The organism is Kaistia sp. 32K (genome assembly GCF_016629525.1).
Classification (GTDB): Bacteria; Pseudomonadota; Alphaproteobacteria; order Rhizobiales; family Kaistiaceae; genus Kaistia.
This window is the reverse complement of the sequence record NZ_AP024269.1, coordinates 1,269,497-1,296,465: the sequence shown is the minus strand read 5'-3', so window position 1 is coordinate 1,296,465 and position 26,969 is coordinate 1,269,497. Positions and strand designations below refer to the sequence as shown.

Here is a 26,969-nt window from a genome sequence, read left to right as displayed (position 1 = left end):
TTCCCCTGACCGCGGGCCAGCGCCCGGCTCCCCTACCGGGCGGCCCGCACTCCCCCCTCCCCACTGAACATGACGATGTCGAACCCCCGTTCGACCAGGAGACTTATTATGCGCAATTTCGTCCTCGCCGCCGCTTCGGTCGCCTTCCTCGCTTCCGGCGCTGCCGCCTTCGCCGCCGAGCAGACCGAAGGCACCGTTACCAGCGTCAACGCTTCGGCCGGCACGCTGACCCTGCAGGGAGGCCAGTCCTTCCAGTTCGCCAACGGCAAGCAGCTCCTCGGCATCCTGCCCGGCCAGGCCGTCGGCGTCTCGCACAACGGTTCGGAAGGCCTCGGCGCTTTCAACCCGGCCCCGGCCCGCGCTTCGAGCAGCACCAACAGCTGAGCTGCCTGAAGTTCCTCTGAATACCTGACCTCGACTGACCGCGGGCCAACGTCCGGCTCCCCCAACCGGACGGCCCGCAGCCTCTCCCTCCCCCCGGGCGAGAGAATTCCCTCCCTCCCAGAATGCAAGCATGTCGACCCCCCGTTCGACCAGGAGACTTATCATGCGCAATTTCGTCATCGCCGCCGCTTCGGTCGCCTTCCTCGCCTCCGGCGCTGCCGCCATCGCGGCTGAGCAGACCGAAGGCACCGTCACCAGCGTCAACGCCGCCGCCGGCACGCTGACCCTGCAGAGCGGCCAGACCTTCAACTTCGTCAACGGCAAGCAGCTGCTCGGCATCCTCCCGGGCCAGAACGTCGGCGTCTCGCACCAGGGCAATGAAGGCCTCGGCGCTTTCAACCCGAACCCGGCCCGCGCTTCGAACAGCAGCAACAGCTGATCCCGCCCGGAACGACCAAGCTTCGAGACAGCGTCCGGCAAGCCGGACACTGCCTCCAGCCCAGAAGACTTCCTGCCTGCCCACATCGTCAGGCAATGGGAATCGCCCTCCCGAAATCGGGCGCAATCACGTCGAACCCGGTTCGACAAGGACTTGATACCATGCGCAATTTCATCATCGCCGCCGCTTCCGTCGCCTTCCTCGCTTCGGGCGCCGCTGCCATCGCCGCCGAGCAGACCGAAGGCACCGTCACCAGCGTCAACGCCACGACCGGCACGCTGACCCTGCAGAGCGGCCAGACCTTCAATTTCGCCAATGGCAAGCAGCTGCTCGGCATCCTCCCCGGCCAGAACATCGGCGTCTCGCATCAGGGTTCGGAAGGCCTCGGCGCTTTCAACCCGAGCCCGGCCCGCGCTTCGAACAGCAGCAATAGCTGATCCGTCGGGAGGATCGCCTCCCGCCTGGACCGACTGAGCTTCGAGACAGCGTCCGGCAGGCCGGACACTGCCTCCAGCCAAGAAACTGCCTGCCTGTCCACCCCGTCAGGCAATGGGAATCGCCCTCCCGAAATCGGGCGCAATCACGTCGAACCCGGTTCGACAAGGACTTAAGACAATGCGCAATTTCATCATCGCCGCCGCTTCCGTCGCCTTCCTCGCTTCTGGCGCCGCGGCCATCGCCGCCGAACAGACCGAAGGCACCGTCGTCAGCGTCAACGCCACGACCGGCACGCTGACCCTGCAGAACGGCCAGACCTTCAATTTCGCCAATGGCAAGCAGCTGCTCGGTATCCTTCCGGGCCAGAACATCGGTGTCTCGCATCAGGGCAATGAAGGCCTCGGCGCCTTCAATCCGAACCCCGCCCGCGCCGACAACAGCCGAGGCTGATCCGCCGGGAGCCCGGCTCCCTCTATGGATCGCATCCCCCTGACAGCGTCCGGCGAGCCGGACCCTGTCTCCTCCGCCTGCCTCCCCCCGACAGGCGGCGGGAATTGCCCTCCCGAAAACGGGCGCAATAAGTCGAACGAACCCCGGTTCGACCAGGAGACCTCCCATGCGTAATCTCATCCTCGCCGCCGCTTCCGTCGCCTTCCTCGCTTCGGGTGCCGCCGCCATCGCCGCCGAGCAGACCGAAGGTTCGGTCGAGAGCGTCAATGTCTCGACCGGCACGCTGACCCTGCAGGACGGCCAGACCTTCAAGTTCGCCAACGGCAACCAGCTGCTCGGCATTCTTCCCGGCCAGACGGTCGGCGTCGCGCACCAGGGCTCGGAAGGCCTCGGCGCCTTCAATCCCTATCCCGCCGCCAAGTAATCAGTGAAGGGATCGGCCGAATACCGGCTGAACAATCGGTCCGTACGACCGATCGACCTACGACCTCTTGCGATCGGTCCCAACCGATCTCATCTCTACCTGACTGACCTCGCGAACGACGCCCGGCACCCCTCCGGGCGTCGTTCTCGTTTGGGGGCCATGAATCCGCGATCGCGGGCAGCGTCACAGCGCTCACGAAGCCACGGAAAGCCCGGCAGATATTTGAGGAGTCGGCGGGCCTGAAAGCCCGGTTTGTTAGCCGGCGGTCAGAGCCAGTGCGCGGCGCCGTTCCAGACGAAGATCCGGTCCTGCGGCACGTCGAGATTGGGCGTCGTATCCTTGTCGAGCCCGAGCAGCAGGCCACGCAGGACCCGGCAGACGCCGCCATGCGACACGACGACGGTATCGGTGTCGAGGCTCTCGAGCCACTGGCCGATCCGCACCGACAGCATCTCGTAGCTCTCGCCGGCGGGCGGCACGAAGCCCCATTTGTCGCCCTCGCGCGCCACCACCTGCTCGGGCCAGCGCGCCTCGAGTTCCGGGGCGGTGAAGCCTTCCCAGTCGCCGAAGGTGATTTCCTTCAGGATCGGATCGAGGCGATAGGCGGAGGGGTCGAGGCCCATGGCGCCGCGGGCGATTTCCATCGTCTGGCGGGTACGCTCGAGCGGGCTGGCAACGAAGTCGAAGCCGGCGGCCTCGGGCATGCGCTCGAGAAGGACGCGGCCATTGCGCTGCGCCTGGATGCGGCCGCGCGCATTCAAGGGAATGTCCCGCTGCCCCTGGAAGCGGCCCTCGGCGTTCCAGTCCGTCTCCCCGTGCCGGATGAAGACGAGGATCGGCATGGCGAGACTCCGCATTGGCGCAGGGGTATCGGGCAAAGAAGGCGCCGGCGAACCGGCGCCCGGTAGAGGCAGGGCGGCGCTCCGGCGGACCGGAGCGCGTATTCGTCAGTCCTTGATCACCGAGATATCCGGCGCGTCGACGGCCTTCATGCCGACGACATGGTAGCCGGAATCGACGTGATGGACTTCGCCGGTGACGGCGCGCGACAGGTCCGACAGGAAATAGACGCCGGAATCACCGACCTCTTCCGTCGTCACGGTCCGCCGCAGCGGCGCGTTGTACTCGTTCCACTTCAGGATATAGCGGAAATCGCCGATGCCCGAGGCGGCCAGCGTCTTGATCGGACCGGCGGAAATCGCGTTGACGCGGATGTTCTTCGGGCCGAGGTCGACGGCGAGATACTGCACGCTCGCCTCGAGCGCGGCCTTGGCGACGCCCATGACGTTGTAGTTCGGCATCACCTTCTCGGCGCCGTAATAAGTCAGCGTCAGGATCGAGCCGCCATCGGTCATCAGCTTCTCGGCGCGCTGCGTCACGGCGGTCAGCGAATAGACCGAGATCAGCATGGTCTTGCTGAAATTGCCTTCGCTCGTGTCGACATAGCGGCCGGTCAGCTCGTCCTTGTCGGAGAAGCCGATCGCGTGCACGAGGAAATCGAGCTTGCCCCACTGCTTCTCGACTTCGGCGAAGACCGCGTCGATGGAGGCAGCGTCGGAAACGTCGCAATGGCCGACGACGAGCGCGTTCAGTTCAGCCGCGAGCGGCTCGACGCGCTTCTTCAGCGCATCGCCCTGGTAGGTAAAGGCCAGTTCGGCGCCATGGTCGTGGGCAGCCTTGGCAATTCCCCAGGCGATCGACCGGTTGTTCGCGACGCCCAGCACGAGCCCGCGCTTACCCTTCAACAAACCGCCTGCTTCAGTCATGCCTATTTTTCCCTCTTCGTAGCGTCCGGAGGCGCGCTTCCTATCGCACAGGCCCTTTGCCGCTTCAAGACGAAGCGACGGAGCGGTCATCACACTCAGTGTATGCCTGTTGCGGAACGCGGAAGCGAGCCCCGGCCCCGCCGGCCGATGCAACCTGGACGGGATGCGTCCTAGGCACCGAATCCCGCCTCGCGGCGAGGCATCCCAGATTTAACCATCGGGCAAGCCGGACGTCGGGGAACGCTTCCGGAAACGGGGGCATTGTGACAATCATTAAGGCATTCGACCGATAGGAGGGGCCAGGCATGGCGCCACGCTTGAAAGACAAGACCTGGCTCGGGACAGGCAACTATTCACGACTGGCGGTAGCAGCCCTGTTCGGCTGGTCGACAACGATCTACCCCGTTCTCGCCGAGACGCTGACGGCTCCCGTGCGGGTCGCCCAGGCCGACTCGACCCCGGCGCCGGACGACCAGAAGCCGGTCGAGTCCGAGGCGCCCCGCGCTGCCCCCGCCCTTCCCGACCGGGTCCCGGGCGCCGCGGAAGCCACCGCGGCGGCGAGCGACGAGGATCCCGATCTCTATACGGTGTCGGAACTCGAATACCTGCTCGGCCCGATCGCGCTCTATCCCGATCCCCTGCTTTCGCTGGTGCTTTCGGCGAGCACCCGGCCGGATCAGCTGGCGAAGGCCGAACAGTGGCTGTTCGATAATCCGAAGGCGGCGGAAGCCGGCGACTACGCCGAAGCGGAGAAGCTCGGCCTCGACGCGCCGGTGGTGGCGCTGCTGCGCTTTCCGGATGTCGTCGAGATGCTCGTCGACCACGAGGAATGGACCGAATCGCTCGGCTTCGCCTTCGATCGCCAGCCCGGGGATGTCGCCACCGTCATCCAGCTGCTGCGCGCGCAGGCCGAGAAGGTCGGCAATCTGAAGACGACGCCGCAGCAGGTCGTCACCGTCGTGCAGGAGACGCCGAGCGCGCCGCGCGTGATCTCGATCGCCCCGGCCGAGCCCGAACGCATCTACGTGCCGGTCTATAATTCCGCCGACGTCTTCACGACGGCGGCCACCGGCGCGCTGGTGTTCGGCACCGCCATCCTGGTCGGCTCGGCCTGGAACAATCGCTGGGGCTGGAACAATCGCGGCTGGAACAATGTCTGGGTCCATCATCATTGGCATGGCAGCCCCGGCTGGCGTCCCGGCCCGCCGCATCGCCCGCGTCCGCCGGGCACCTGGTATCCGGAGCGGCCGAATCGCCCTGACCGGCCCAACCGCCCGGGCCGCCCCGAGACGGGTCGCCCCGGCGACAACAACCGTCCCGGCCGCCCTGGCGACAACCGCCCCGGCGACAACAACCGGCCCGGCCGCCCGGGTGACAACCGCCCCGGTCGTCCCGGCGACAACAATCGCCCCGGTCGTCCCGGTGACAACAACAACAACCGTCCGGGGCGTCCCGGCACGGAGACCGGTCGCCCGAATCGCCCGGGCACCGAAAATGGTCGTCCCAATCGGCCCGGCACCGAGACCGGCAGGCCGAATCGGCCGGGAGCCGAGAACGGTCGTCCCAATCGTCCGGGCGCTGAAAGCGGTCGTCCGAACCGACCCGAGCGTCCGGGGGAGAATGCCCGCCCGAATCGGCCGAACCGGCCCGGCGCCGAGACGGGTCGTCCGAATCGTCCCGAGCGGCCGGCGAACACGCGTCCGAACCGTCCCGAGGCCGGTCGCCCCGGCGCGGAGAGCCGTCCGAACCGGCCGAACCGCCCCGAAGTGACGCGGCCGTCGCGGCCGGAGAATGCCCGTCCGCAGCAACGGCCTGGGCAGAATGCCCGTCCGCAGCAGCGTCCGTCGCAGAACGCTCGTCCGCAGCAGCGTCCGTCGCAGAACGCCCGGCCGCAGCAGCGGCCGTCGCAGAATGCCCGCCCGCAGCAGCGCCCTGGGCAGAACGCCCGGCCGCAACAGCGCCCTGGGCAGAACGCGCGTCCGCAGCAGCGGCCGCAGAATGCCCGGCCGGGGCAGAACGCTCGGCCGCAGCAGCAGAACGCCCGGCCGAACAACCAGAACCGCAACCGGCCGCAGCCGAACCGCGGCCGCAACTGCCGGCCCGGCCAGGACAACTGCCGCTAGCGGCTCAAGACATCCGGTGGCGCGACGATCGCGCCATCGCTGTCCCGATCAACGGGATGGGTCGAGCGATCCTGTCGCCTGGGGAGGACCCGCCCGTGCTCGCCGGCCTGCCGCAGCAGGCCGGCGACATTTTTTCGTGCCCCCGCATGCCGGCTTTTTACAAAGGCCGCGAGGCGCGTATCCTGCGCGGCGCAAGCCAAGGATCGAAACCCGCCATCATGCCGAACCGCCCCACTCCCGAGCTCATCGCCCGTTTCGTCGCCCTCGTCGCCCCGGGCGCGGCGCTTACCGACCCGGAAGCGACGCGTCCCTACCGGATGGAATGGCGCGACAAATATGTCGGCGAGACGCCGCTGGTACTTCGTCCCGGCTCGACGGCGGAGATGTCGGCGATCCTGGCGCTCGCCAACGAGACGGGCACCGCGATCGTGCCGCAGAGCGGCAATACCGGGCTCGTCGGCGGCCAGGTTCCCGATTCGAGCGGCGGCGAGATCGTGCTGTCGCTCGACCGCATGACGAAAATCCGCGCCGTCGACGCCGACGGCTATTCAATGACGGTCGAGGCCGGCGCCATCCTCGCCGACGTGCAGACCGCGGCGGAAGCGGCCGACCGGCTGTTCCCGCTCTCGCTCGGCTCGGAAGGTTCGTGCCGGATCGGCGGCAACATCTCGACCAATGCCGGCGGCACGGCCGTGCTCGCCTATGGCAACATGCGCGATCTCGTGCTCGGCCTCGAAGTGGTGCTGGCGGACGGGAGGATCTGGGAGGGCCTCGGCGCGCTGCGCAAGGACAATACCGGCTATGACCTGAAACAGCTCTTCATCGGCGGCGAAGGCACGCTCGGCATCATCACCGCCGCCGTGCTGAAGCTCTATCCCCGCCCGAAGGGCCAGGCCGTCGCCTTCGCGGCGCTCGCCGATCCGGAAGCAGCCCTTGCCCTGTTCAATCTCGCGCGCGACCGTGCCGGGCATGATCTGACCGGCTTCGAGCTGATGCCGCGCATCGGCGTCGATTTCGTGCTCCGCCATATCCCCGGCTCGCGCGAGCCGGTGGCGACCACAGCCCCCTGGTACGCGCTGATGGAGATCTCGTCCGGCCATTCCGACGAGGCAGCGCGCGGCGCGATCGAGGACATTCTGGGCACCGCCTTCGAGAACGGCGTGGTGCAGGACGCCACGATCGCCCAGTCGCTCGCCGAGCGGAACACGTTCTGGCGGATGCGGCACGGCATGTCGGAAGCGCAGAAGCCGGAAGGCGGCTCGATCAAACACGACGTCTCGGTGCCGGTCGCGAGCGTTCCCGCCTTCCTCAAGGAGGCGATCGCCGCCGTCGAGGCGTTCGTGCCCGGCTGCCGGCCGGTCCCCTTCGGCCATCTCGGCGACGGCAACATCCATTTCAACATCACGCAGCCCGTTGGTGCCGACAAGGAAGCCTTCCTGGCGCGCTGGGACGAGGTCAACGCGCTCGTACACGGTATCGTCGCCCGCTATCACGGCTCGATCTCGGCCGAGCACGGCATCGGCCGCCTGAAGCGCGACCTGCTGCCCGCCGCCAAAGGGCCGGTGGCGATCGACATGATGCGGACGATCAAGCTGGCCCTCGACCCGAAGGGCATTTTGAACCCCGGCAAGATGCTGCGGCTCTGAGGCAGACGTCGTCTCCCCACCCTCGCCGTCATCCCGGGCTTGACCCGGGATCCATCCAGCTGGGTTGCCGGCAGGACGAACCTCCCGGGGCTTCGGATGTATGGATCCCTGCTTTCGCAGGGATGACGACCGAGGGTGGGGCAGCCGACGTCCGTCACGACGAGCCGAAGGCGAAAGAGTTCACACTCCGCCGGCCCCGGGACGCTGCAAAAGTTCACGTTCGCCGTCGCGCGCCGGAGATGCCCACAGGGAGATGCGCCCTCTCCGCATGCGATGGTTGCGCGATGCGCGGGCCTCTGGCCGAAAGCCGCCGGGAGGATCCCCGGCGCAAATGGCGGGCTGCCGCCATCGCCGCCGCCGCTGCCACAATTCAGCAAGTTTTCGTCAACCGTCTTCGATCACCGGCCGCTAACCCTGCCCGCGATCGCCGGGCCGTTAACCATGTCCCTTAAGCTCTGAATGGCCGATCGCGTGGCATTGTCGCCTCAACAAAGAGCGGGCCCGGTCAAGCGGATCCCTCTCCTTAAGGTCCTGTTAACCGCCCGGTGGCGGGACCGAAACAAGGCAGCGACGGAGTTGAAGACGATGGCAAACAGCATGGCTCAGGCATCCGGCAACGATCTCCGCCTCGATCCCTTCGCGCTTCCCGTCCGCTACGAGGCCACCCTCGCCGGCCCGGCCTCGGCCACCACCCCGGCCGTCTATCTCGATCGCGAGCAGGCGATCATCAAGCGTCGCCTCGGCGGCATCCCGACCACCCTCTCCACCCCGGTCAGCGCCTTTCGCGGCGTCGCCGTCCGGATGTCCGGCGATCCCGAGACCGGCGCGGTCCGCACCATCGTCGAGCTGATGCACCGCGATCCCGCCATGTCGCTGCCGCTGGTCGTCGTCGAGGATCTCGGCAATGGCGAGGACGTCGCGGCCGACTGGCAGGCCTGGGGCCGCGCGCTCGGCCTGCCGCTGCTGATCGTCGACGGCGACGGCACGGTGCGGGCGCCGCTCGAGCAGCTCGGCTCGCTGGTCGTCGGCGACCCCAAGGCGCGCCGCGCCCCGGCCTCGATCACCCGCCGCCGCCCGCGCTTCCTGAAGCGCCGCAAGACCGGCTTCTACAACGAGGTCGAGACGCTTTCGGGCCGCGAGATCATCGCCCGCGACTAAGCGGTTAGTCCTCGAACACCACCAGACTCGCCGGTGACGGCGGCATCGGCCGCACGCTGGCCCCGGCAAAGCCGGCATCCCGCGCCATCAGGCCGAGCTCCTTTGCCGTATAGGCGTCGCCACGCTGCGTCGTCGCCAGCATCATCATGGCGAAGGCCGCCGGCCAGGCCGGCGAGACGCGATCCTCCTCCGGCACGAACTCCACCGCCAGCACCCGACCACCCGGCGCCAGGCTCGCCCGCGCCTTGCGCAGGAGCAGCACGCAGGTCTCGTGGTCGAAATGGTGCAGGAAGTTCGGCATCATCACGAGATCATAGTCCGAGCCCCAGCCGACATCGAAGGCGCTGCCGGCGATCGTCGAATAGCGCCCGGCCATTCCCGCATCGGCGGCGTTGCGCTCGGCAAGCTTCAGCACCGATGGCCAGTCGAGCGCGACGATCTCGGCATCCGGCACGGCGCGCGCCACCGCGATGCCGAAGAAGCCGTGCCCGGCGGCGATGTCGAGCACCCTGCGCGGCGGGTTCGGCCATGTCGCCACCTCGGCCGCCAGTCCCTCGGCGCTGCCGATCACCAGCGGCACCATGGCTTCCGCGAACTTGATCCAGATCGGATTCTCCGGCGACATGTTGGCGAGCCCGAGCGAGCCGCCCTGCCGCACATAGGCGACGGGATCGTCGAGCCAGAGCGCCACCATCTCCGGCGACGCCAGGAAATCGACGATGCTGCCCATGTAGCCGGGCGAGCGCTTGTCGAGGAAGACGGCGCTGGTCGGGCTCAGCTGATAGCGATCGCCGCGCTTTTCGACGATGCCCCTGACGGCGAGATAGTCGCAGAGGATGCGCAGGCCGCGCTGGGAGGCGCTGGTGCGCGCCGCGAGCGTCGCGGCGGTCGCCGGCGCCTCGCCGAGCAGGGTAAAAAGATCGAGCGAGATCGCCGCCTTCATGGCGGCGGTATCGCGATAGCCGAGCACGGCGTCGATGACGGGCCCAGGATTGATTTCGGAAACGGCGGCAAGTGCTTCTGTAGACATAAGCTATCGCTCCCAAATGAATCTCTGTTGCAATTCTCCATGCGCAGGCAAAGTCACGCGCTGAATAGCGCGCGACTGCCCGAGATCATCAAGTGACGTGTTCGTGAATACCGGAAACGGCCCGCCGGCCGTGCTGCGCGACCGGGCCTCAGAGCCAGCCGGCGACGACGAGACCGGCGAAGAACACCAGTCCGGCCGGCCAGTTCGACTTGAACAGACGAAGCGCCAGCGCGTCGTTGTCGAGGCGCACGCTCAGGACCTGCCAGGCGAGATGGGCGGCGAAGAGCGCGAGCCCGAGCCAGGCGATCCAATGGACGCCGGCGGCGACGAGCGCGCCGGCCCAGAACAGCGTCGAGCCCGCATAGAGCAGGCCGACCATCTCGGGCGCGCGGTCGCCGAACAGGCGGGCGGTCGAGCGCACGCCCATGATCTTGTCGTCCTCGATGTCCTGCAGCGCGTAGATCGTGTCGTAGCCGATCGTCCACAGCACGCTGCCGGCATAGAGCAGCAGCGGCGCCAGCGACAGGCTGCCGAACACGGCCGACCAGCCGATCAGCGCGCCCCAGGAAAAGGCGAGGCCGAGCACGAATTGCGGCCAGTCGGTGATCCGCTTCATGAACGGATAGGCGGCGACCACCACCAGCGAGGCGACGCCGAGCGCCACCGAAAACCAGTTGAAGAACAGGAGCACCACGAGACCGGCGAGCGCCTGCAGGATCAGGAAGATCTTGGCGTTGCGGACGCTGACCTGGCCGCTCGGGATCGGCCGCGAACGCGTGCGCGCCACGCCGGCGTCGAGCTCGCGGTCGACGATGTCGTTATAGGTGCAGCCGGCGCCGCGCATGGCGACGGCGCCGATCAGAAACAGGATCAGGTGTCCGATATTGGGAAGCGTCGAGCCGGCGACGCCGCTCGCCATCGCCGCCGCCCACCAGCACGGCAGGAGCAGCAGCCGCCAGCCGATCGGCCGGTCCCAGCGCGCGAGCCTGGCATAGGGGCGCAGCCATGGCGGCGCGAAATGATCGACCCAGTTGCCCCGGTCGGCATCGGCGACGGTTCCATGGTTCAGGCTCATCGGGCTCTTCCGCTTCGGTCGTGACGGCCCCTTCATACACCCGATCCCGGCGGGCGCCACGCGACGACTTGCTGTAAGCGCGGCTTTCCCGCCAACGCGCCTCCGTTGTCTCCGCCCACGCCGGAGGCTAGGCTTGGGCATGTCCGAAACCTCCTTCCAGATCCGCCCCGTCCGGAGCGACGACGATCTCGCTGTCGTCGTCGGCATGATCCGCGCCTACGCCGCCTCGCTCGACATCGATCTCCGCTTCCAGGATTTCGAGACGGAAATCGCGTCCATGCCGGGGAAATACGCGCCGCCCGGCGGAGAATTGCTTCTGGCGCGGGCCGCGTCGGGTCTGCCGCTCGGTTGCGTCGGCCTTCGGCCTCTGGACGCCGAGATCTGCGAGATGAAACGGCTCTATGTGGCGCCGGATGGCCGCGGGCTCGGCGTCGGCCGCGCGCTGGTCGACGCCCTCGTCGCCGAGGCCCGGCGTATCGGCTATCGCGAGATGCGGCTCGATACGCTGCCGAGCCTGGGCGCGGCGCTGGCGCTCTATGGCAAGACGGGTTTCCGCAGGATCGAGCCCTACTACGCCACGCCGATCGAAGGCACCGTCTTCCTGGCGAAAGACCTGCGATAACGTCGCCGGATCCCACCTCCGGATTCGACATTCCGCCCTTCGCTTGCTAAGCGCCGCGCACGGGATCGAAGGACGGGCCAGACATGAGCGAGACGCGCATCAACATTCTCCTGATCGGATCGGGCGGCCGCGAGCATGCGCTGGCCTGGGCGCTCCGGAAATCGCCGCGCCTCGGCCAGCTCTACGCCGCCCCCGGCAATCCGGGCATCGGCGCGCTCGCCGAGCTCGTGCGGCTCGATCCGTTCGACCATCACGCGGTCGTCGATTTCTGCCGCCACAACATGATCGATTTCGTCGTCGTCGGCCCCGAGGCGCCGCTGGTCGCCGGCCTCGCCGACGCGCTCGATGCTGCCGGTATCAAGGTGTTCGGCCCGAGCCGCGAGGCGTCGCGCCTCGAAGGCTCGAAGGGCTACACCAAGGATCTCTGCGCCGAGGCGGACATCCCGACCGCCGCCTACCAGCGCTTCACGGAAGCCGCCCCGGCCCGCGACTACGCGACCCGCATGGGCGCGCCGATCGTCGTCAAGGCGGACGGCATCGCCGCCGGCAAGGGCGTTGTCGTGGCCGAGACGCTGGACGAGGCGCATGCGGCGATCGACGCCTGCTTCGACGGCGCCTTCGGCTCGGCCGGCGCCGAGGTCGTGGTGGAAGAATGCCTGATCGGCGAGGAGGCGAGCTTCTTCGCCGTCTGCGACGGCGTCGACGCCGTGCCGCTCGCGACCGCGCAGGACCACAAGCGCGTCGGCGACGGCGACACCGGCCCGAATACCGGCGGCATGGGCGCCTATTCGCCCGCGCCGGTGATGACCGAGGCGATGATCGAGCGGACGATGAACGAGATCATCCGCCCGACGATGAAGGCGATGGCGGCGCGCGGCGCCCCGTTCAAGGGCGTGCTGTTCGCCGGCCTGATGATCACCGCCAAGGGCCCGGAGCTGATCGAATACAATGTCCGCTTCGGCGATCCGGAATGCCAGGTGCTGATGATGCGGCTGGAGAGCGACCTGCTCGAGCTGCTGCTCGCGGCCGCCGAGGGCAAGCTCGCCGGCGTCGAGACGCGCTGGCGGCCGGAAGCGGCGCTGACCGTCGTCATGGCGGCCAAGGGCTATCCCGGCGACTATGCCAAGGGCACGCCGATCTCCGGCGTCGAGGCGGCCAACGCGCTGCCGGAGACGCAGGTGTTCCAGGCCGGCACCGCGCTTTCCGACGGCAAGCTGGTCGCCAATGGCGGCCGCGTCCTCAACGTCACGGCGCTCGGCGCCAGCGTCGCCGAGGCGCAGAGCCGCGCCTATGCGGCCGTCGACACGATCGACTGGCCGGAAGGCTTCGCCCGCCGCGACATCGGCTGGCGCGCCGTCTGAGACGGCTGCCAGCCCCGACCTCCCCTTACCCAGGACAGACCATGACCGACGACATCATCGTGCGCGACAGCAACGGCACGCCGCTCAAGGACGGCGACAGCGTCACGCTGATCAAGGATCTGAAGGTCAAGGGCACGTCCGAGACGCTGAAGCGCGGCACGCTGGTGAAGGGCATCCGCCTGATCGACGATCCCGACACCTTCGAATGCAACACCAAGCAGGTGAAGGGCCTCGTGCTCCGCGCCGAGTTCGTCAAGAAGGCCTGAGGCCGCTCAGACGAACAAGCCTTTGACGGTATCGAGGAGCGACGGCAGGGTCGCCGCGCCGCCGAGGAGCGCGACACCGGCACGCAGGCAATAGGCCACGGCCACCATGCCTAGCCCTATCGGCAACAGCACGCAGGCGATTCCGACAGCCCGGCTCCAATCCCAGGCCGGATCCCACTTGCTGCGGACGTAGACAAACCGGAGCACCTGCGCGACGAGTGCGAGCAAGCTTGCTGCCAGCGCTGATAGCGCCATCCAGGCAAGGACACCGCCGAGCGCGGCAGCCATCGGCGGTTCCAGCTCCGCGCCCTTTTTCGGCAAGGTTGCGAGTGCCCCGACGAGAATGACCCCCGTGAAGGTGAGGTGTCCGACCAGAAACTGGAGAAAGGGCCGATAGGGATCGAGCTTACGCGGATTGGCGTCCGCGAGTTCCTTCGTGGCCTTCGCATAGTCAGTAACCGTCATCGACATGCGCACCTCACCACCGGCAAGAGCACCCGACTACGCAAGCTATAGTCGCACTTGCGCAGTCCGGCACGCGGTGCAGGGCATCAAATCTCCGCGATTACTGCGGCAGCGTGTCCTTGTAGATCAGGCCGTCCTTCATGATGACGAGGAAATTGGTCTCCGGATCCTCGATCAGCGCCAGGTTCTGCAGGGGGTCGCCGTCGACCAGCAGCAGGTCGGCGAGCGCGCCCTCCTCGATGACGCCGAGCTTGCCCGGATAGGGATTGACCGTGCCCGAAAGCGCCATCAGCTCGCCATTGTCGGCGGTGGCCATCTTCAGCGCCTCGGCCGACGTGTACCAGTTCAGGAGCTTCACCAGCTGCGCGCCCTGGCGGGTCGCCACGCGCGGATCGAACAGCGCGTCCGAGCCGAAGGCGGTCTTGATGCCGTATTTCTTGGCGAGCCGGTAGGCGTTGTCGGTGCCGGCGAAGACCTGCAGCGCCCGGGCGCGCGAATCGGCGCTCATCGGCGGAATGTCCTCGTCGTCGAGCAGCGGCTGGATCGAGAGCCAGATGCCCTTCTCGGCCATCAGCTTGGCCGTGTCCTCGTCCATCAGCTGGCCGTGGTCGATGCACTGCACGCCGGCCGCGATGGCGCGGCGGATGGCGCCGGGCGTGTAGGCATGCACGGTGACATAGGTGCCGAAGTCGGCCGCCGCCTCGACGGCGGCGCGCAGCTCCGCCTCGCTGAACTGCAGCGACTGGATCGAGTTGTGCGGCGGCGAGTTGACGCCGCCGCTCGCCATCAGCTTGATCTGGCTGGCGCCGAGCCGCAATTGCTCGCGCGTGCGCAGCCGCACCTCGTCCGGGCTGTCGGCGATCGCGGCGATGCCCTCGCGCTCCGAGACGCTGAGCGGGCCGCCTTGCTGGCGCGGCAGCTCGGCGAGCTGGCGGAAATCGCCGTGTCCCGACGTCTGCGAGATGAAGGCGCCCGAGGGATAGATGCGCGGGCCGACGACGACGCCCTCGTCGATGGCGCGCTTCAGCCCGGTCACCGGGCCGCCGAGATCGCGAATGGTGGTGAAGCCGCGCATCAGCGTCGCCTCGGCCTGCCGCGCCGCCAAAAGCTGCAGATAGGCGGGCTCCGCCGTCATCAGCACCGCCTGCGGCGTCGCCGCCATGAAGGCGTGCCAATGCGCGTCGATCAGCCCCGGCATCAGCACGCGGCCGTCGCCGGGGATCACCACCGTGTCGTCACCGGGCGGGATCTCGATCGGATCGACCGAGATGCGCGCGATGTGATTGCCGCGCACCAGGACGTTCGAGGGCGGCGACAGCTCGGCCTTGCGGCCGTCGAAGACGCGGACGTTCTGGAACAGCGTGACGCCGTCAGGCGCCGGGATGCCCGCCGGGTCGGCCTGGCCGAGATTGGCGAGGTCCATGTCATGCGCGATCGCCGGCCCGCCGAGGCCGACCGCGAGGGCGGCGGCAGCCAGCGAACGGCGAACCCAGCCGGAGCCGGCTCCCGCCTGTCTGTGTCGCGTTCCGATCATGAGCTTTCCTTCCAGGAGCGGATAATCCGGCCCCCACTATAACCAATGCGCGGCCGCGAAGAACCGTTCGGGGATCGAGGCGCGGGTCTGCTTCCCTCGCGCGGCCGAATCCGGCAGGATCGCCGGCCAACAGCCAGATTGCTCCCGAATGACCGTCGTCCGCCGCCTTTCCGAAGACATGATCAACCGCATCGCCGCCGGCGAGGTGGTCGAACGGCCGGCGAGCGTCGTCAAGGAACTGGTGGAAAACGCCATCGACGCCGGTGCGAAGCGGGTCGAGATCGTCACGGCCGGCGGCGGCGCGTCGCTGATCCGCGTCAGCGACGACGGCGGCGGCATGACGCGCGAGGACCTCGCGCTCGCCGTCGACCGCCACTGCACCTCGAAGCTGACCGACGATCTGCTCGACATCCGCACCCTCGGCTTCCGCGGCGAGGCGCTCGCCTCGATCGGCGCCGTGGCGCGGCTCTCGATCGCCTCGCGCCATGCGAGCGAGCCGCATGCCTGGGAGATCGTCGTCGAGGGCGGGCTCGTGCATCCGCCGCGCCCGGCCGGGCTTTCCGCCGGCACGCGCGTCGAGGTGACCGACCTCTTCTTCTCCACCCCCGCCCGGCTCAAGTTCCTGAAGGGCGAGCGGGCCGAGGCGACCGCCGTCACCGACATCGTCAAGCGCCTCGCCATGGCGCATCCCGAGGTCCGCTTCGCGCTTGCCGGCAGCGACCGCGGCGCGATCGACTATCCGGTGGCGCATGGCGACGATCCCTTCGTCGAGCGGCTCGGCCAGATCCTCGGCCAGGATTTCGTCGACAACGCGCTCGCGATCGAGGCGGAGCGCGAGGGCATCCGCCTCACGGGCTATGCCGGCCTGCCGACCTTCAACCGCGGCAACGGGTTGCACCAGTTCCTGTTCGTCAACGGCCGGCCGGTGCGCGACAAGCTGCTGCTCGGCGCGCTGCGCGCCGGCTATGCCGACGTGATGTCGCGGGACCGCCATCCGGTCGCGGCGCTCCGCATCGAGCTCGAGCCGCACGGCGTCGACGTCAACGTGCATCCGGCGAAATCCGACGTCCGCTTCCGCGATCCGGGCCTGGTGCGCGGGCTGATCGTCGGCGCGCTGCGCAACGCCATCCACCAGGCCGGCCACCGTTCGGCGACGACGGGCGGCAGCGCCACGCTCGCCGCGTTCCGCACCGGCGCGCCGCCGGCCGCACCCGCCTGGCGCCCCGCCACTTCGGCCTCTACGGCGCCGCTTTCCTTCGCTTCCTGGCAGAGCAGCCCGGCGCCGGCCCAGCCGGCCTATGCCCCGGCAACCGCCTTCGCCGAGCCATTGCAGCCGGCCTTCGCGGCGGTCAACGTGCCCTCCGCCGACGCACGCGCCAACGCGCCGGCCGAGGTCGACCATTCCGACCGCCCGCTCGGCGCGGCGCGGGCGCAATTGCACGAGAACTACATCCTCGCGCAGACGACAAACGGCCTCGTCATCGTCGACCAGCACGCCGCGCATGAGCGGCTCGTCTATGAGCGGATGAAGACGGCGCTGGCGCGCTCCGGTGTCGCCCGGCAGATCCTGCTGATCCCGGATGTCATCGACCTGCCGGAGGACGATGTCGGCCGGCTCCTGAAGCGGGCCGACGAATTCGCCGAGCTCGGCCTCGTCATCGAGGGCTTCGGCCCCGGCGCCGTCGCCGTGCGCGAGACGCCGGCACTGCTCGGCGAGCTCGACACGCGGGCGCTGGTCGTCAACCTCGCCGACGACCTCGCCGAATGGGACGACACGACCAGGCTGCGCGAAAAGCTCGACCATGTCGCCGCGACCATGGCCTGCCACGGCTCGGTCCGCTCCGGCCGCCGGTTGCGCCCGGAAGAGATGGACGCGCTGCTGCGCGAGATGGAAGCAACGCCCGGCTCCGGCCAGTGCAACCACGGCCGCCCGACCTATGTCGAGCTGAAGCTCTCCGACATCGAGCGCCTGTTCGGGCGAAGGTAGAAGTTCGACCAACTCGCCGTCATCCCCGCGCAGGCGGGGATCCATGCAGCCGTGCCACCGGGAGGTTCGCATGACCGGCAACCCCGCTGGATGGATCCCGGGTCAAGCCCGGGATGACGGCGGAGGGTGTTCCTAGCCCGAGCCAAACCTGGGCCGTGAAGCCCCGGCGTCAAAATCCACTCCCGACGCCCGCAGCGGCATCGAGGCCTGTTGCGCGCGGGAGCGTTCCGCACGATATTCCGGACATGAACCGTATAGAACCAGCCGGGCGCGGCGGCGAAGCGCGCATTCGTTTTCTTGATGGCGACTACCAGATCCTGTCGCCGGGCGCCTTCGTGCGCTGCGCCGTGACGGGCGTTCCCATTCCGCTCGACGAACTCAAATACTGGAACGTCGCGCACCAGGAAGCCTATGTCGACCCGGCGACCTGCCTCGCCCGTCACAAGCAGCTCGGCCTGACCTGGAGCTGACCTCGATCGTCATCCCGGGCTTGACCCGGGATCCATTCAGCCGGGTTACCTGCCGCGCCGAGCCCTTTGCCCCGCATGGATCCCTGCTTTCGCAGGGATGACGGAGAGGCGCGCCCCTACCGTGTCGGCGCCCGGCGGACGATGTCGGCGATCAGGCCGGCGACCTGCGCCTCGTTCTCGAACTTCATCTCGACGTCGAACACCCGGGTGCGCTCGCGCAGCCTTGCGAGGTCGCCGGTCGCCCGGGCGAGGCGCGCATGGTCCTTGCTCGTGGTGACGAGATCGAGGCCCTCCGCGTCGGCGCGGGCGAGAAGCTTGCGGGCGTCCTCGGCCGTGTAGACGTGGTGATCGGGGAAACCCTTGACGTCGCTGAGCGGCACGCCGGCGCGGTCGAGCGTGTTGAAGAATTTCTCCGGCCGGCCGATGCCGGCGAAGGCGAGATAGGGACGCGGCCCCCAGACGCGCAGCGCCGCCGGCTCCAGCTTCGCCCGCAGCACCGCGCGGCCGGCGCGCGAGACCCGGCGCACCATCCTGTCGCCGGGCTTGCCCTCGCCGACCACGATCATCGCGTCGGTGCGGACGATCTGGGCGCGGAGCGGCGCCCGCAGCGGTCCCGCCGGAAACACCCGGCCATTGCCGATGCCCGCCGTCCCGTCGACGACGATCAGCGAAAGGTCCTTGCGCAGCGACGGGTTCTGGAAGCCGTCATCCATGATGATGAGGTCGACGCCGGCATCGGCAAGCAGCGGCAGGCCGGCCGGACGGTCGGGCGAAACCACGACCGGGCCGGCGACGGCGAGCAGCAGCGCTTCGTCGCCGACCTCGGCCGCGCCATGCATCGCCAGATCGACGAGAAGTGGCGTTCGCGCCCGGCCGCCATAGCCGCGCGTCAGGAAACCGGGCTTCAGCCCCTGCGCCCTGGCGATCCGCGCCAGCGTCAGCGCCGTCGGCGTCTTGCCGGCGCCGCCGACGACGTAATTGCCGACGCAGATCACCGGCACCGGGGCGGTCGACTTCGGCGCGCGGCGCATTCGACGGCCGGCGACATGGCCGTAGAGCGCCGCGACCGGCGCCAGCAGCAGCGACGGAACCGAAAGGCGCTGAAGCGACCAGAAGCGCGGCGCCGAGATCACCGGGGCGTCCCTCCGTCGCCGGGGGCGTGGCCCCGGTCCTGCAGCCGCGCTGAGATCGCCAGCGGCTCCAGATGTGGCACCAGCGCCCGCATCGTCGCGTCGAGGGCGCCGGTGAAGGGCGTCAGCGCCTCGGCCGCCTTGGTGGCGCGGCGGCGCATCGCGGTCGGATCGGCGAAGAGATCGTCGAGCACCTTGGCGAGCTGCTCCGAGCTGCGGATCACCTCGGCGCGGCCGCTGCGGTCGAGGGCGGCGTAGATCTCGGCGGCGTTGTGCACATGCGGGCCATGCAGGATGGCGACGTCGAGCTGTACCGCCTCGATCGGATTGTGGCCGCCGACCGGCACCAGCGTGCCGCCGATGAAGGCGATCGGCGCAACCCGGTAGAAGATGCCGAGTTCGCCGAGCGTGTCGGCCAAGTAGATGTCGGTCTCGGCCGTGATCGGCTCGTCGAGGCTGCGCTGCGCCACGACGAGGCCCCGGGCCGCGAGCTGCTCGCGGATCGCGGCGCCGCGCACGGGATGGCGCGGCACGATAATGGTGAGGAGATCCGGCCGGCGATGGCGCAGCACCTTGTGCGCCGCGGCGATCACTTCTTCCTCCCCCTCATGCGTCGAAGCGGCGACGAACACCGAGCGGCCGTCGACCTGGCGCTGGAAGCGCTCGACCATGTCGGGCGCCGCATGCGGCGGCGGCACGTCGAATTTCAGATTGCCGGTGACGCGGACATCGCGGATGCCGAGCGCGGCCAGGCGCTTGCCGTCGCCCTCGCTCTGCGCCAGCGACATCGTCACGCTGCCGAACAGATTGTCGCGACCATTGGCGAGCTTCTGCCAGCGCGCGAAGGAGCGCTCCGACATGCGCGCATTGACGAAGACATGCGGGATGCCGCGCTTCACCAGCCGGCCCATGGTGGCTGGCCAGATCTCCGATTCGACCGAGAGCGCGAGGTCCGGCTTCCAGTGGTCGAGGAAGCGGTCGATGAAGGGGGCGATGTCGAGCGGCGCATACTGGTGCAGCGCGCCCTTGGGCAGTCGCCGCGCCGCCTCGGCGGCACTCGTCACCGTGATGGTGGTGAAGAGGACGTTGACCCCCTCCTCGACGATGCGGCGGACGAGCGGCAGCACGGCGTTGGTCTCGCCGACGCTCGCCGCATGGATCCAGACCAGCGGCCCGGCCGGTCGGGCGACGCCGGCCCGGCCATAGCGTTCGCCGCGCCGGGCGCGGTCTTCCTTGCCCCGGCGCGTCCGGTAGGCAAGCAGCAGCGGCACCAGAGGGCGCGCCAGGTGGCCGGCAAGACGATAGGCGGTCAGGGCCGGCCCCGGGCGCTCAGACATTCGGTTTGCCGACGCGCTGATAGGCCCGTTCGGTCACGCGGTTGAGCTCGCTCTCGAGCTCCTGCCGCTTCTGCTCCACCAGCTCGTCGTCGGCGTCGTCCGGCACGTAGATCGGCGAGCCGAACACGCAGATGCCCTTGCTGAAGGGCAGGTTCACCGTCGTGCGGTCCCAGTTGCGGATGACGAAATGCCGGCTGGTGGCGACGGCGACCGGCACGATCGGCCGGCCGGAAGCGCGCGCCAGCATGACGATGCCGGGGCCGGCGCGGCGCGATCGCTGGTTGGAGAGATCGGCCGTCATCGCGACGGTGGCGCCCTGCGCCAGCGCCGCCTTCATCTCGAGGAAGCCGCGCAGGCCGCCCTTCTCGATGACGCGCGAGGCCGAGCGCGCGGCGGAGGCGCGCACCGTGCCGAGGCCGAGGCTCTCGGCGGCGATCGCGTTGATCTCGCCGTCGCGATGGCGCGAGATCATGACGCGGACATCATGGCCCTCGCGGCGGATGAACGGCACCATCAGGTGCTGGCCGTGCCACATGGCGACGATGCCCGGCAGCAGGTGGCCGAAATATTCGTAGGGTTCGCTCGGCTCGAATTCGAGCGTGCTGGTGCGGCGCACGAAACGCAGATACGCCGCCGCCGAGCGGCCGGCGAGCCGGGTCACCGCGTCCGAAGTCGCAATCCTCTTCAAGAGGCTTGGGCGCTTGTTGTGCCTCTTTGCCTGTGCGTCCGCCAAATCCGATCTGTCCCTTCCGGCGCCGCGACCTCGCGGCGGTTATGATGTCCGCCACGAGCGCCGCGGCGCGAAGGCGGAGTGGCTCAGCCCGCTGTTGCGTCGGGCTCGAGCAGCCTGTGCAGATGCACGATGAAATAGCGCGTCTGGGCGCTGTCGACCGAGCCCTGCGCCGCCTGCTTCCAGGCGTCATAGGCGGTCTTGTAGTTCGGATAGATGCCGACGATGTCGAGCTTCGACAGATCGGCGAATTCCATCGCTCCGACCGAGCTCAATTCACCGCCAAAGACCAGATGCAGCAGCTGCTTGTCCGTACCGGGCATAAGTCGACGTCTCCTTGTCAAAACCGGTGTCGCACGTATCTAGCGCGCGGCGGGCCCCGAGGCCGGATGATCGGCCTCGGCCTCCGCGATGATGGTCTCCGTCGCCGCGGCGAGCGCAGGCGTCGAGGCAATCAGGGCCGGATGGCGCGGCTCCGCGCCATTGAAACGGAGCCGCGCGCCTTCGAGGTCGCGCAGCGTTCCGCCAGCTTCGTGCACCAAAAGGTCCACTGCCGCAAGGTCCCAATCATAGGCGCCGGGACGTGCCGTCGCGACATCCACACGGCCGGCCGCGACCAGCGCGAAACGATAGGCGAGCGACGGGGTGAAGCGGCGCTCGTTGGCGTCCATGCCATGCGCCGCCATCGCCCGCAGATGCCGCGCCGGCCCGGCGATGCGGGCGCCTTCGAGCGTCGCGCGGCCGCTGACGGAAAGCCGCTCGCCGTTCAGCCGCGCCCCCTGCCCCGCGACGCCCTCGAACAGCTCGTCGCGCACCGGCGCATAGAGGGCGGCCGCGACCGGCGCATCCGCTTCCACCACCGCGACCGAGACGCACCAGTCGGGATGACCGTCGATGAAGCCGCGCGTGCCGTCGATCGGATCGACGACGAAGACGCGGTGTCGCGACAGCCGGTCCGGCGTGTCGACGCTTTCCTCGGAGAGCCAGCCATAATCCGGCCGCGCCGCCGTCAGCGTCGTGCGCAGATAATGGTCGGCGGCGAGATCGGCCTCGCTCACCGGCGAGCTGGCGCCCTTGATCCACACCTTCGGATCGCGCTTGAAATAGCCGAGCGCGATGCGCCCGGCCTCGCGCGCCGCCGCGACGATCAGCGCGAGATCCGCATCCCTGTCCGACACCCGCTCAACGTCCGGCAATCATCATGCCCTCGATCGCCACGGTCGGCGCGTTGAAGGCGTAGCGATAGTCGAGGTCGCTGGCGGGGATCAGGCGGCGGAACATGTCGCGCATATTGCCGGCGATGGTGATCTCGCTCACCGCCTCGGCGAGCTTGCCGCCACGAATGCGATAGCCGCTGGCGCCGCGGCTGTAGTCGCCCGTCACGCCATTGGCGCCGTGGCCGATCAGCTCGGTGACGTAGAGGCCCTCGCCGATCTCGGCGATCAGCGCCTCCGGCGTCTTGTCGCCCGGCAGCAGCGTCAAATTGGTGGCGCTCGGATGCGGGTTGCTGCCGCCGCCAACCGCGCGGCCGTTGGTCTCCAGCCCCAGCTCGCGCGCCGTGGCGCTGTCGAGGAACCAGCGCTGCAGCACGCCGTCGGCGATCAGGTCGAACGGCTCCGACGCCACGCCCTCGCCGTCGAACGGGCGCGAGGCGAGGCCGCGGATGCGGTGCGGATCGTCGGTGATGCGGATGCCCGGCGCGAAGATAGCCTCGCCGAGCGCCTTCTGCAGGAAGCTCGACTTGCGGGCGATGGCGCCGCCATTGACCGCGCCGGCGAGATGGCCGAGCAGGCTGACGGCGACGCGCGGATCGTAGACGACGGTAGCCTGGCCGGTCGGCATCTGGGTCGGGTTCAGACGGCGGACGGCGCGCTCGGCGGCACTGCGGCCGATCTCGGCCGGATCCGGCAGGTCGCCCGCATGGATCTTGCCGACGCTGTCATAGTCGCGCTCCATGCCCGTGCCCTCGCCGGCGATCGCCGTGGCCGAGACGCTGTGGCGCGAGCCGAGATAGGAGCCGGTGAAGCCGTGCGACGTCACCAGCACGGCGCCGGAGAGCGACCAGCCGGCCGAGGTGCCGCCCGACTTCGAGACGCCGGGCACGGCGAGCACCGCGCCTTCGGCCCGCGTCGCGCGCTCGATCAGCGCCTCGACGGAGGGAACGGCCGGATCGAGCAGGTCGAGCTCGGGAAAGGAGCGGGCGAGCCGATCGGACGGCGCGAGGCCGGCGAAGCGATCCTCCGGCGCGACCTTCGCCATGGCGACGGCCCGCTCGGCAAGCTCGGCCGCCGGCGACAGGCCGTTGGTCGAGACGCTGGCGTGGCGGCTGCCGATGAAGACGCGCAGCGCCAGTTCATCGCCCTCCGAACGCCCGGTTTCCTCGACCGCGCCGTTGCGGATATCGACGGAAAGGCCGATCCGGCGGAAGGCGACGGCATCGGCGGCGTCGGCGCCGGCCCGCTTCGCGGCTTCGACAAGCTGGGCGGCGGTTTCGACGAGGCGGGTCTGGTCAGGCAGGGCGGTCATGGGTACGTCTCCGTTACCCCTTGTGTAGGGATCGCGAGCGCGAGCGACAACCCCGGCGACAATCCGGCGCGGCTGCCACAGCCGCCGATGCGCCGCTTGCTAACCGGCGGACTTGGCCCCATCGTGGCGCCACCCATTCCTCCACATAGCGAGGCCGCATGGCGGTCGATACCCAGGGAACCGATCTCGTCCAGCTGGTGGCGCTCCTGGGCGCCGCCGTCATTGCCGTGCCGATCTCCAAGCGGCTGGGGCTCGGCACCGTGCTCGGCTATCTCGCCGCCGGCCTGGTCATCGGCCCCTACGGGCTCCGCCTGTTCACCGACCCGCAGGCGATCCTGCATGTCGCGGAACTGGGCGTGGTGCTTTTCCTGTTCATCATCGGACTGGAGATGCGCCCGTCGCGGCTCTGGAGCCTGCGCGGCGAGATCTTCGGCCTCGGCGTGGCGCAGGTCGCCGCCTGCGGCGCGCTCCTGACCGGGCTCGGCGTCGTCGCCGGCTTCGATCCGGCGGTCGCCTTCATCGCCGGCATGGGCTTCGTGCTCTCCTCCACCGCCATCGTCATGCAGATCCTCGAAGAGCGCGGCGATACGGCGACCCCGGCCGGCCAGCGGGTGATCTCGATCCTGCTGCTCGAAGACCTCGCCATCGTGCCACTACTGGCGATCGTCGCCCTCCTCGGCGCGCATGGCGCCGTCGAGCCGGACCAGTCGCGCTGGCTGTCGATCGCCATCGCCATCGGCTCGCTCGCGGCCCTGATCGCCGCCGGGCGCTGGCTGCTCAACCCCATGTTCCGCATCCTCGCCAATGTGCAGGCGCGCGAGGTGATGACGGCGGCGGCGCTGCTCGTCGTGCTCGGCGCGGCGCTCGCCATGCAGATCGGCGGCCTGTCGATGGCGATGGGCGCCTTCCTCGCCGGCGTGCTCCTGTCGGAATCGAGCTTCCGCCACCAGCTCGAGGCCGATATCGAGCCGTTCCGCGGCATCCTGCTCGGCCTGTTCTTCCTGAGCGTCGGCATGTCGCTCGATCTCGGCGTGATCGCGCGCGACTGGCGGCTGATCGCCTTCGGCGTCGTCGCCTACATGCTCCTGAAGGGGCTCGGCATCTATGTCGTCGCCCGCCTGCTCAAGGCCGATCACGCCGAGGCGCTGACGCGGGCGGCGCTGCTCGCGCAAGGCGGCGAGTTCGCCTTCGTGCTCTATGCCGCCGCCACCAATGCCGGCATCTTCAGCCGCGACGTCAATGCCATGCTCACGGCGACGGTCATCATCTCCATGGCGCTGACGCCGCTCGGCGTGCTGGCGCTGAAATGGATCCTGCCGCCGCCGAAGCCGGAAGAGCTGGAGGAGGATTTTGACGGCGCCGGCGGCCGCGTCCTGATGATCGGCTTCGGCCGCTTCGGCCAGATCTCGGCGCAGTTCCTGCTCGCCGAGGGCGTCGACGTGACGGCGATCGATTCCGACGCCGAGATGATCCGGGCCGCCTCGCGCTTCGGCTTCAAGGTCTATTTCGGCGACGGAACCCGGCTCGACGTGCTGCGCGCCGCCGGCATCGAGCGCTCGCAGATCGTCGCCATCTGCACCAACGGGCCCGAAGTGACCGACCGCATCGTCGAGCTGATCCAGTCGGAATTCCCCTTCGTGCAGCTCTATGTCCGCTCCTACGACCGCCGCCATACGCTGCGGCTGCTCAACAAGGGCGTGAACTACCAGATCCGCGAGACGCTGGAATCCGCCTTCAGCTTCGGCGGCGCGACGCTGGCCGGCCTCGGCATCGAGGACGAGCGCATTGCCGAGATCGAGGACAATCTGCGCGCCCGCGACGCCGACCGGCTCGCCAACCAGCAGCTCGGCGGCCTGATGACGGCCGGCCGCGACATCCGCGCCCAGACCGTGCAGCCGGAACCGCTGACGGTCCCGCGCCGCGAGGCAAAGTCGCTCAACAAGCAGACCGCGCCGGCGACGTCGGATTCGGAGGACTGAGGGGCTCCTTTCTTGAACCTCCCCCCCTGAGGGGAGGGTTCGGGCCGGCGCCCGTTGTCCAAAGGCGGTTCCGCATTCCCTAAACCGCCGTCCCACGCTCGCCGTCATCCCTGCGAAAGCAGGGATCCATGCAGCCGAGAAATGGGGAATTGGCGCACAAATCGCGGCAGCGAGGCCGCTGAGGGATGGATCCCGGGTCAAGCCCGGGATGACGGCGAGCGGGGGGAGCGGCCGGCCGGCTCGGCCTAGCCCATCCCCCCAAACGAAACGAGGCGCGGCCTTGCGGTCGCGCCTCGAAATCGTGACGGATGTCTGCCGGATCAGCTCTCGTGCGGGCCGACGCGGACGACGAGGTTGGTGCCGGTCGAGAACATCTTCTGCGACGCCTGCTTCACGTCCTCGAGCGTCACCGCCTCGACCAGCGCGTTGCGCTTCTCGACATAGTCGATGCCGAGATCCTCCAGCGCGATGCCGAGCAGCTGCCGGGCGATCTTGGAGGAGGAATCGAAGCGCAGCGCATAGGAGCCGGTCAGGAAGCTCTTCGCCTTGGCGAGTTCGTCTTCCGTCGGGCCGTCCTTGGCGAGGCGGGCCATCTCGCTCTTGATCAGGTCGACGGTCTCGCCGGCGCGGTCGGCGCGCGTCGCCGTGCTGCCGACGATGACGGCCGAATGGCGCGACGGCATCAGCATGGTGCCGACCGAATAGGCGAGGCCCCGGCGCTCGCGCACTTCCTCGTACAGACGGGACGAGAAGGTGCCGCCGCCGAGAATGTGGTTGGCGACGAACGACGCCATGAAGTCGGGGGCGGAGCGCGCCGGTCCGGGACCGCCGAAGCGGATCACGGTCTGCGGGTTCGGCATGTCGATGTCGATATTGCCGCCCTTCGGCTCGACGTCGGCGATCTTGGCGAGGTCGGCCTTGGCCGGCAGCGGGCCGAACACCTCGTCGAGCATCGTCGAGACACCCTTGGCGTCGATGGCGCCGACGACGACGACCTTCAGATTGTCGCGGGCGAAGGTCTTGTCGTGATAGGCGCGGAGGTCGGCGGCGGTGATCGCCGTGACGCTTTCGATCGTGCCGTCGCCCGGCTGGCCATAGGGATGACCCGGATAGGCGGCCGCACGCATGGCGTCGCCGGCAACCGATTCGGGCTGCTTCTTGGCCTCGTTGATGCCGATGGTGATCTGCGAGCGGATGCGCTCCACCGGTTCGGCGTCGAAGCGCGGTTTCTGCACGGCGAGCGCCAGCAGGTCGAACGCCGCGGCCTTGTTCTCCTCCAGCGTCTTCAGCGTGCCGAAGAACTCGTCGCGGCCCGCGTCGAAGGACAGGCTGATCGAGAGATCGTCGAGCTTGGCCTGGAAGGCCTTGCTGTCGATGTCGCCGGCGCCCTCGTCGAGAAGGCCGGAGAGCATGTTGGCGACGCCGGGCTTCGCCGCCGGATCCTGGGCCGTGCCGCCCGAGAAGGCGAAGTTCACGGCGATGATCGGAACGGCATAGTCCTCGACCAGCCACGCCTCGACGCCGCCGGGACTGACGACGCGCTGGATCTCCATCGCCTGGCTCACCGGGGCGAGCAGGACGAGACCGACGAACGCGAGGCTCGCTCGCGAAAACAGATTGGCCATCATG

The 26,969-nt window shown here is 68.9% G+C and carries 27 protein-coding genes; 14 read left to right on the top strand and 13 right to left on the bottom strand.

Annotated elements, in window-relative coordinates; all coding sequences use genetic code 11:
* The first annotated feature begins 108 nt into the window (after nucleotides 1–108).
* The 5 genes from K32_RS05670 to K32_RS05650 all read left to right on the top strand — a co-directional run bounded on the left by K32_RS05670 (nucleotide 109) and on the right by K32_RS05650 (nucleotide 2,135).
* The gene (locus tag K32_RS05670) at nucleotides 109–384 is read left to right on the top strand and encodes a DUF1344 domain-containing protein (RefSeq protein WP_201403092.1); all 276 of its coding nucleotides are present in this window, start codon (nucleotides 109–111) and stop codon (nucleotides 382–384) included.
* 163 nt (nucleotides 385–547) lie between these two features.
* Entirely contained in the window at nucleotides 548–823 is a 276-nt protein-coding gene (locus K32_RS05665; protein WP_201403091.1) for a DUF1344 domain-containing protein, read from the top strand.
* Nucleotides 824–984: 161 nt separating this feature from the next.
* On the top strand, nucleotides 985–1,260 hold the full coding sequence (locus K32_RS05660; RefSeq protein ID WP_201403090.1) for a DUF1344 domain-containing protein: 276 nt from the start codon (nucleotides 985–987) through the stop codon (nucleotides 1,258–1,260).
* Nucleotides 1,261–1,438: 178 nt separating this feature from the next.
* Nucleotides 1,439–1,711: a DUF1344 domain-containing protein gene (locus tag K32_RS05655; RefSeq protein ID WP_201403089.1), complete on the top strand. Its 273-nt coding sequence runs from the start codon at nucleotides 1,439–1,441 to the stop codon at nucleotides 1,709–1,711.
* Between the two features lie 166 nt (nucleotides 1,712–1,877).
* A complete protein-coding gene (locus K32_RS05650; RefSeq protein ID WP_201403088.1) occupies nucleotides 1,878–2,135 on the top strand; it encodes a DUF1344 domain-containing protein in 258 nt (85 codons plus the stop codon).
* A gap of 266 nt (nucleotides 2,136–2,401) precedes the next feature.
* Here K32_RS05650 and K32_RS05645 read toward each other — a convergent pair whose 3' ends face one another.
* Both K32_RS05645 and fabI read right to left on the bottom strand, forming a co-directional pair.
* A complete protein-coding gene (locus K32_RS05645) occupies nucleotides 2,402–2,977 on the bottom strand; it encodes a histidine phosphatase family protein (protein ID WP_244669863.1) in 576 nt (191 codons plus the stop codon).
* A 105-nt stretch (nucleotides 2,978–3,082) separates the two neighbouring features.
* Entirely contained in the window at nucleotides 3,083–3,901 is an 819-nt protein-coding gene (gene fabI, locus K32_RS05640) for an enoyl-ACP reductase FabI (protein ID WP_201403087.1), read from the bottom strand.
* 305 nt (nucleotides 3,902–4,206) lie between these two features.
* Here fabI and K32_RS05635 point away from each other — a divergent pair, with 305 nt between their 5' ends.
* The 3 genes from K32_RS05635 (at nucleotide 4,207) to K32_RS05625 (ending at nucleotide 8,828) form a co-directional block, all read left to right on the top strand.
* Nucleotides 4,207–6,024, top strand: coding sequence for a DUF3300 domain-containing protein (locus tag K32_RS05635; protein WP_201403086.1), 1,818 nt, complete (start codon nucleotides 4,207–4,209; stop codon nucleotides 6,022–6,024).
* A 218-nt stretch (nucleotides 6,025–6,242) separates the two neighbouring features.
* Entirely contained in the window at nucleotides 6,243–7,670 is a 1,428-nt protein-coding gene (locus K32_RS05630; RefSeq protein WP_201403085.1) for an FAD-binding oxidoreductase, read from the top strand.
* 597 nt (nucleotides 7,671–8,267) lie between these two features.
* Nucleotides 8,268–8,828 (top strand): DUF6101 family protein, encoded by a 561-nt coding sequence (locus tag K32_RS05625; RefSeq protein ID WP_201403084.1) that lies wholly within the window; start codon nucleotides 8,268–8,270, stop codon nucleotides 8,826–8,828.
* 4 nt (nucleotides 8,829–8,832) lie between these two features.
* Here the strand turns inward: K32_RS05625 and K32_RS05620 are convergent, their stop codons facing one another.
* Complete coding sequence (locus tag K32_RS05620) at nucleotides 8,833–9,858, bottom strand: methyltransferase (RefSeq protein ID WP_201403083.1); 1,026 nt, start codon at nucleotides 9,856–9,858, stop codon at nucleotides 8,833–8,835.
* A gap of 148 nt (nucleotides 9,859–10,006) precedes the next feature.
* Nucleotides 10,007–10,933 (bottom strand): 4-hydroxybenzoate octaprenyltransferase, encoded by a 927-nt coding sequence (gene ubiA / locus K32_RS05615; RefSeq protein ID WP_201403082.1) that lies wholly within the window; start codon nucleotides 10,931–10,933, stop codon nucleotides 10,007–10,009.
* 139 nt (nucleotides 10,934–11,072) lie between these two features.
* On the opposite strand from ubiA, the gene K32_RS05610 reads away from it, so the two are divergent.
* The 3 genes from K32_RS05610 to K32_RS05600 all read left to right on the top strand — a co-directional run bounded on the left by K32_RS05610 (nucleotide 11,073) and on the right by K32_RS05600 (nucleotide 13,182).
* Nucleotides 11,073–11,555 carry a GNAT family N-acetyltransferase gene (locus K32_RS05610; RefSeq protein ID WP_201403081.1) on the top strand — a complete coding sequence of 161 codons (483 nt, stop codon included), beginning with the start codon at nucleotides 11,073–11,075 and terminating at the stop codon, nucleotides 11,553–11,555.
* Between the two features lie 98 nt (nucleotides 11,556–11,653).
* Complete coding sequence (purD, locus tag K32_RS05605) at nucleotides 11,654–12,916, top strand: phosphoribosylamine--glycine ligase (protein ID WP_201404363.1); 1,263 nt, start codon at nucleotides 11,654–11,656, stop codon at nucleotides 12,914–12,916.
* Between the two features lie 41 nt (nucleotides 12,917–12,957).
* Nucleotides 12,958–13,182, top strand: coding sequence for an alkylphosphonate utilization protein (locus K32_RS05600; protein ID WP_201403080.1), 225 nt, complete (start codon nucleotides 12,958–12,960; stop codon nucleotides 13,180–13,182).
* Between the two features lie 6 nt (nucleotides 13,183–13,188).
* Here the strand turns inward: K32_RS05600 and K32_RS05595 are convergent, their stop codons facing one another.
* Nucleotides 13,189–13,653, bottom strand: a complete 465-nt coding sequence (locus tag K32_RS05595) for a hypothetical protein (protein WP_201403079.1) — start codon at nucleotides 13,651–13,653, stop codon at nucleotides 13,189–13,191.
* A 94-nt stretch (nucleotides 13,654–13,747) separates the two neighbouring features.
* Entirely contained in the window at nucleotides 13,748–15,181 is a 1,434-nt protein-coding gene (locus tag K32_RS05590) for an amidohydrolase family protein (RefSeq protein ID WP_371812968.1), read from the bottom strand.
* 148 nt (nucleotides 15,182–15,329) lie between these two features.
* Between K32_RS05590 and mutL the strand changes: the two genes are divergently transcribed.
* Together mutL and K32_RS05580 are read left to right on the top strand one after the other, a co-directional pair.
* Nucleotides 15,330–17,168 carry a DNA mismatch repair endonuclease MutL gene (gene mutL, locus K32_RS05585; protein ID WP_201403078.1) on the top strand — a complete coding sequence of 613 codons (1,839 nt, stop codon included), beginning with the start codon at nucleotides 15,330–15,332 and terminating at the stop codon, nucleotides 17,166–17,168.
* Between the two features lie 245 nt (nucleotides 17,169–17,413).
* Nucleotides 17,414–17,638, top strand: coding sequence for a DUF2093 domain-containing protein (locus K32_RS05580; RefSeq protein WP_201403077.1), 225 nt, complete (start codon nucleotides 17,414–17,416; stop codon nucleotides 17,636–17,638).
* 116 nt (nucleotides 17,639–17,754) lie between these two features.
* Here the strand turns inward: K32_RS05580 and lpxK are convergent, their stop codons facing one another.
* The 6 genes from lpxK to K32_RS05550 all read right to left on the bottom strand — a co-directional run bounded on the left by lpxK (nucleotide 17,755) and on the right by K32_RS05550 (nucleotide 23,361).
* Nucleotides 17,755–18,771 (bottom strand): tetraacyldisaccharide 4'-kinase, encoded by a 1,017-nt coding sequence (lpxK, locus tag K32_RS05575; RefSeq protein ID WP_201403076.1) that lies wholly within the window; start codon nucleotides 18,769–18,771, stop codon nucleotides 17,755–17,757.
* Nucleotides 18,768–20,105, bottom strand: coding sequence for a 3-deoxy-D-manno-octulosonic acid transferase (locus K32_RS05570; RefSeq protein WP_201403075.1), 1,338 nt, complete (start codon nucleotides 20,103–20,105; stop codon nucleotides 18,768–18,770). The genes lpxK and K32_RS05570 overlap by 4 nt, the downstream gene beginning before the upstream one ends.
* Nucleotides 20,098–20,766, bottom strand: a complete 669-nt coding sequence (locus K32_RS05565; RefSeq protein ID WP_244669862.1) for a lysophospholipid acyltransferase family protein — start codon at nucleotides 20,764–20,766, stop codon at nucleotides 20,098–20,100. The genes K32_RS05570 and K32_RS05565 overlap by 8 nt, the downstream gene beginning before the upstream one ends.
* Before the next feature lie 155 nt (nucleotides 20,767–20,921).
* Nucleotides 20,922–21,158 (bottom strand): DUF4170 domain-containing protein, encoded by a 237-nt coding sequence (locus K32_RS05560; RefSeq protein ID WP_201403073.1) that lies wholly within the window; start codon nucleotides 21,156–21,158, stop codon nucleotides 20,922–20,924.
* A gap of 39 nt (nucleotides 21,159–21,197) precedes the next feature.
* Nucleotides 21,198–22,013, bottom strand: a complete 816-nt coding sequence (locus tag K32_RS05555) for a 3'(2'),5'-bisphosphate nucleotidase CysQ (RefSeq protein ID WP_201403072.1) — start codon at nucleotides 22,011–22,013, stop codon at nucleotides 21,198–21,200.
* A 4-nt stretch (nucleotides 22,014–22,017) separates the two neighbouring features.
* A complete protein-coding gene (locus K32_RS05550; RefSeq protein WP_201403071.1) occupies nucleotides 22,018–23,361 on the bottom strand; it encodes a TldD/PmbA family protein in 1,344 nt (447 codons plus the stop codon).
* 158 nt (nucleotides 23,362–23,519) lie between these two features.
* On the opposite strand from K32_RS05550, the gene K32_RS05545 reads away from it, so the two are divergent.
* On the top strand, nucleotides 23,520–25,340 hold the full coding sequence (locus K32_RS05545; protein ID WP_201403070.1) for a monovalent cation:proton antiporter-2 (CPA2) family protein: 1,821 nt from the start codon (nucleotides 23,520–23,522) through the stop codon (nucleotides 25,338–25,340).
* 320 nt (nucleotides 25,341–25,660) lie between these two features.
* Here the strand turns inward: K32_RS05545 and K32_RS05540 are convergent, their stop codons facing one another.
* Complete coding sequence (locus K32_RS05540; protein WP_371812967.1) at nucleotides 25,661–26,968, bottom strand: M16 family metallopeptidase; 1,308 nt, start codon at nucleotides 26,966–26,968, stop codon at nucleotides 25,661–25,663.
* Nucleotide 26,969 lies beyond the last annotated feature (1 nt).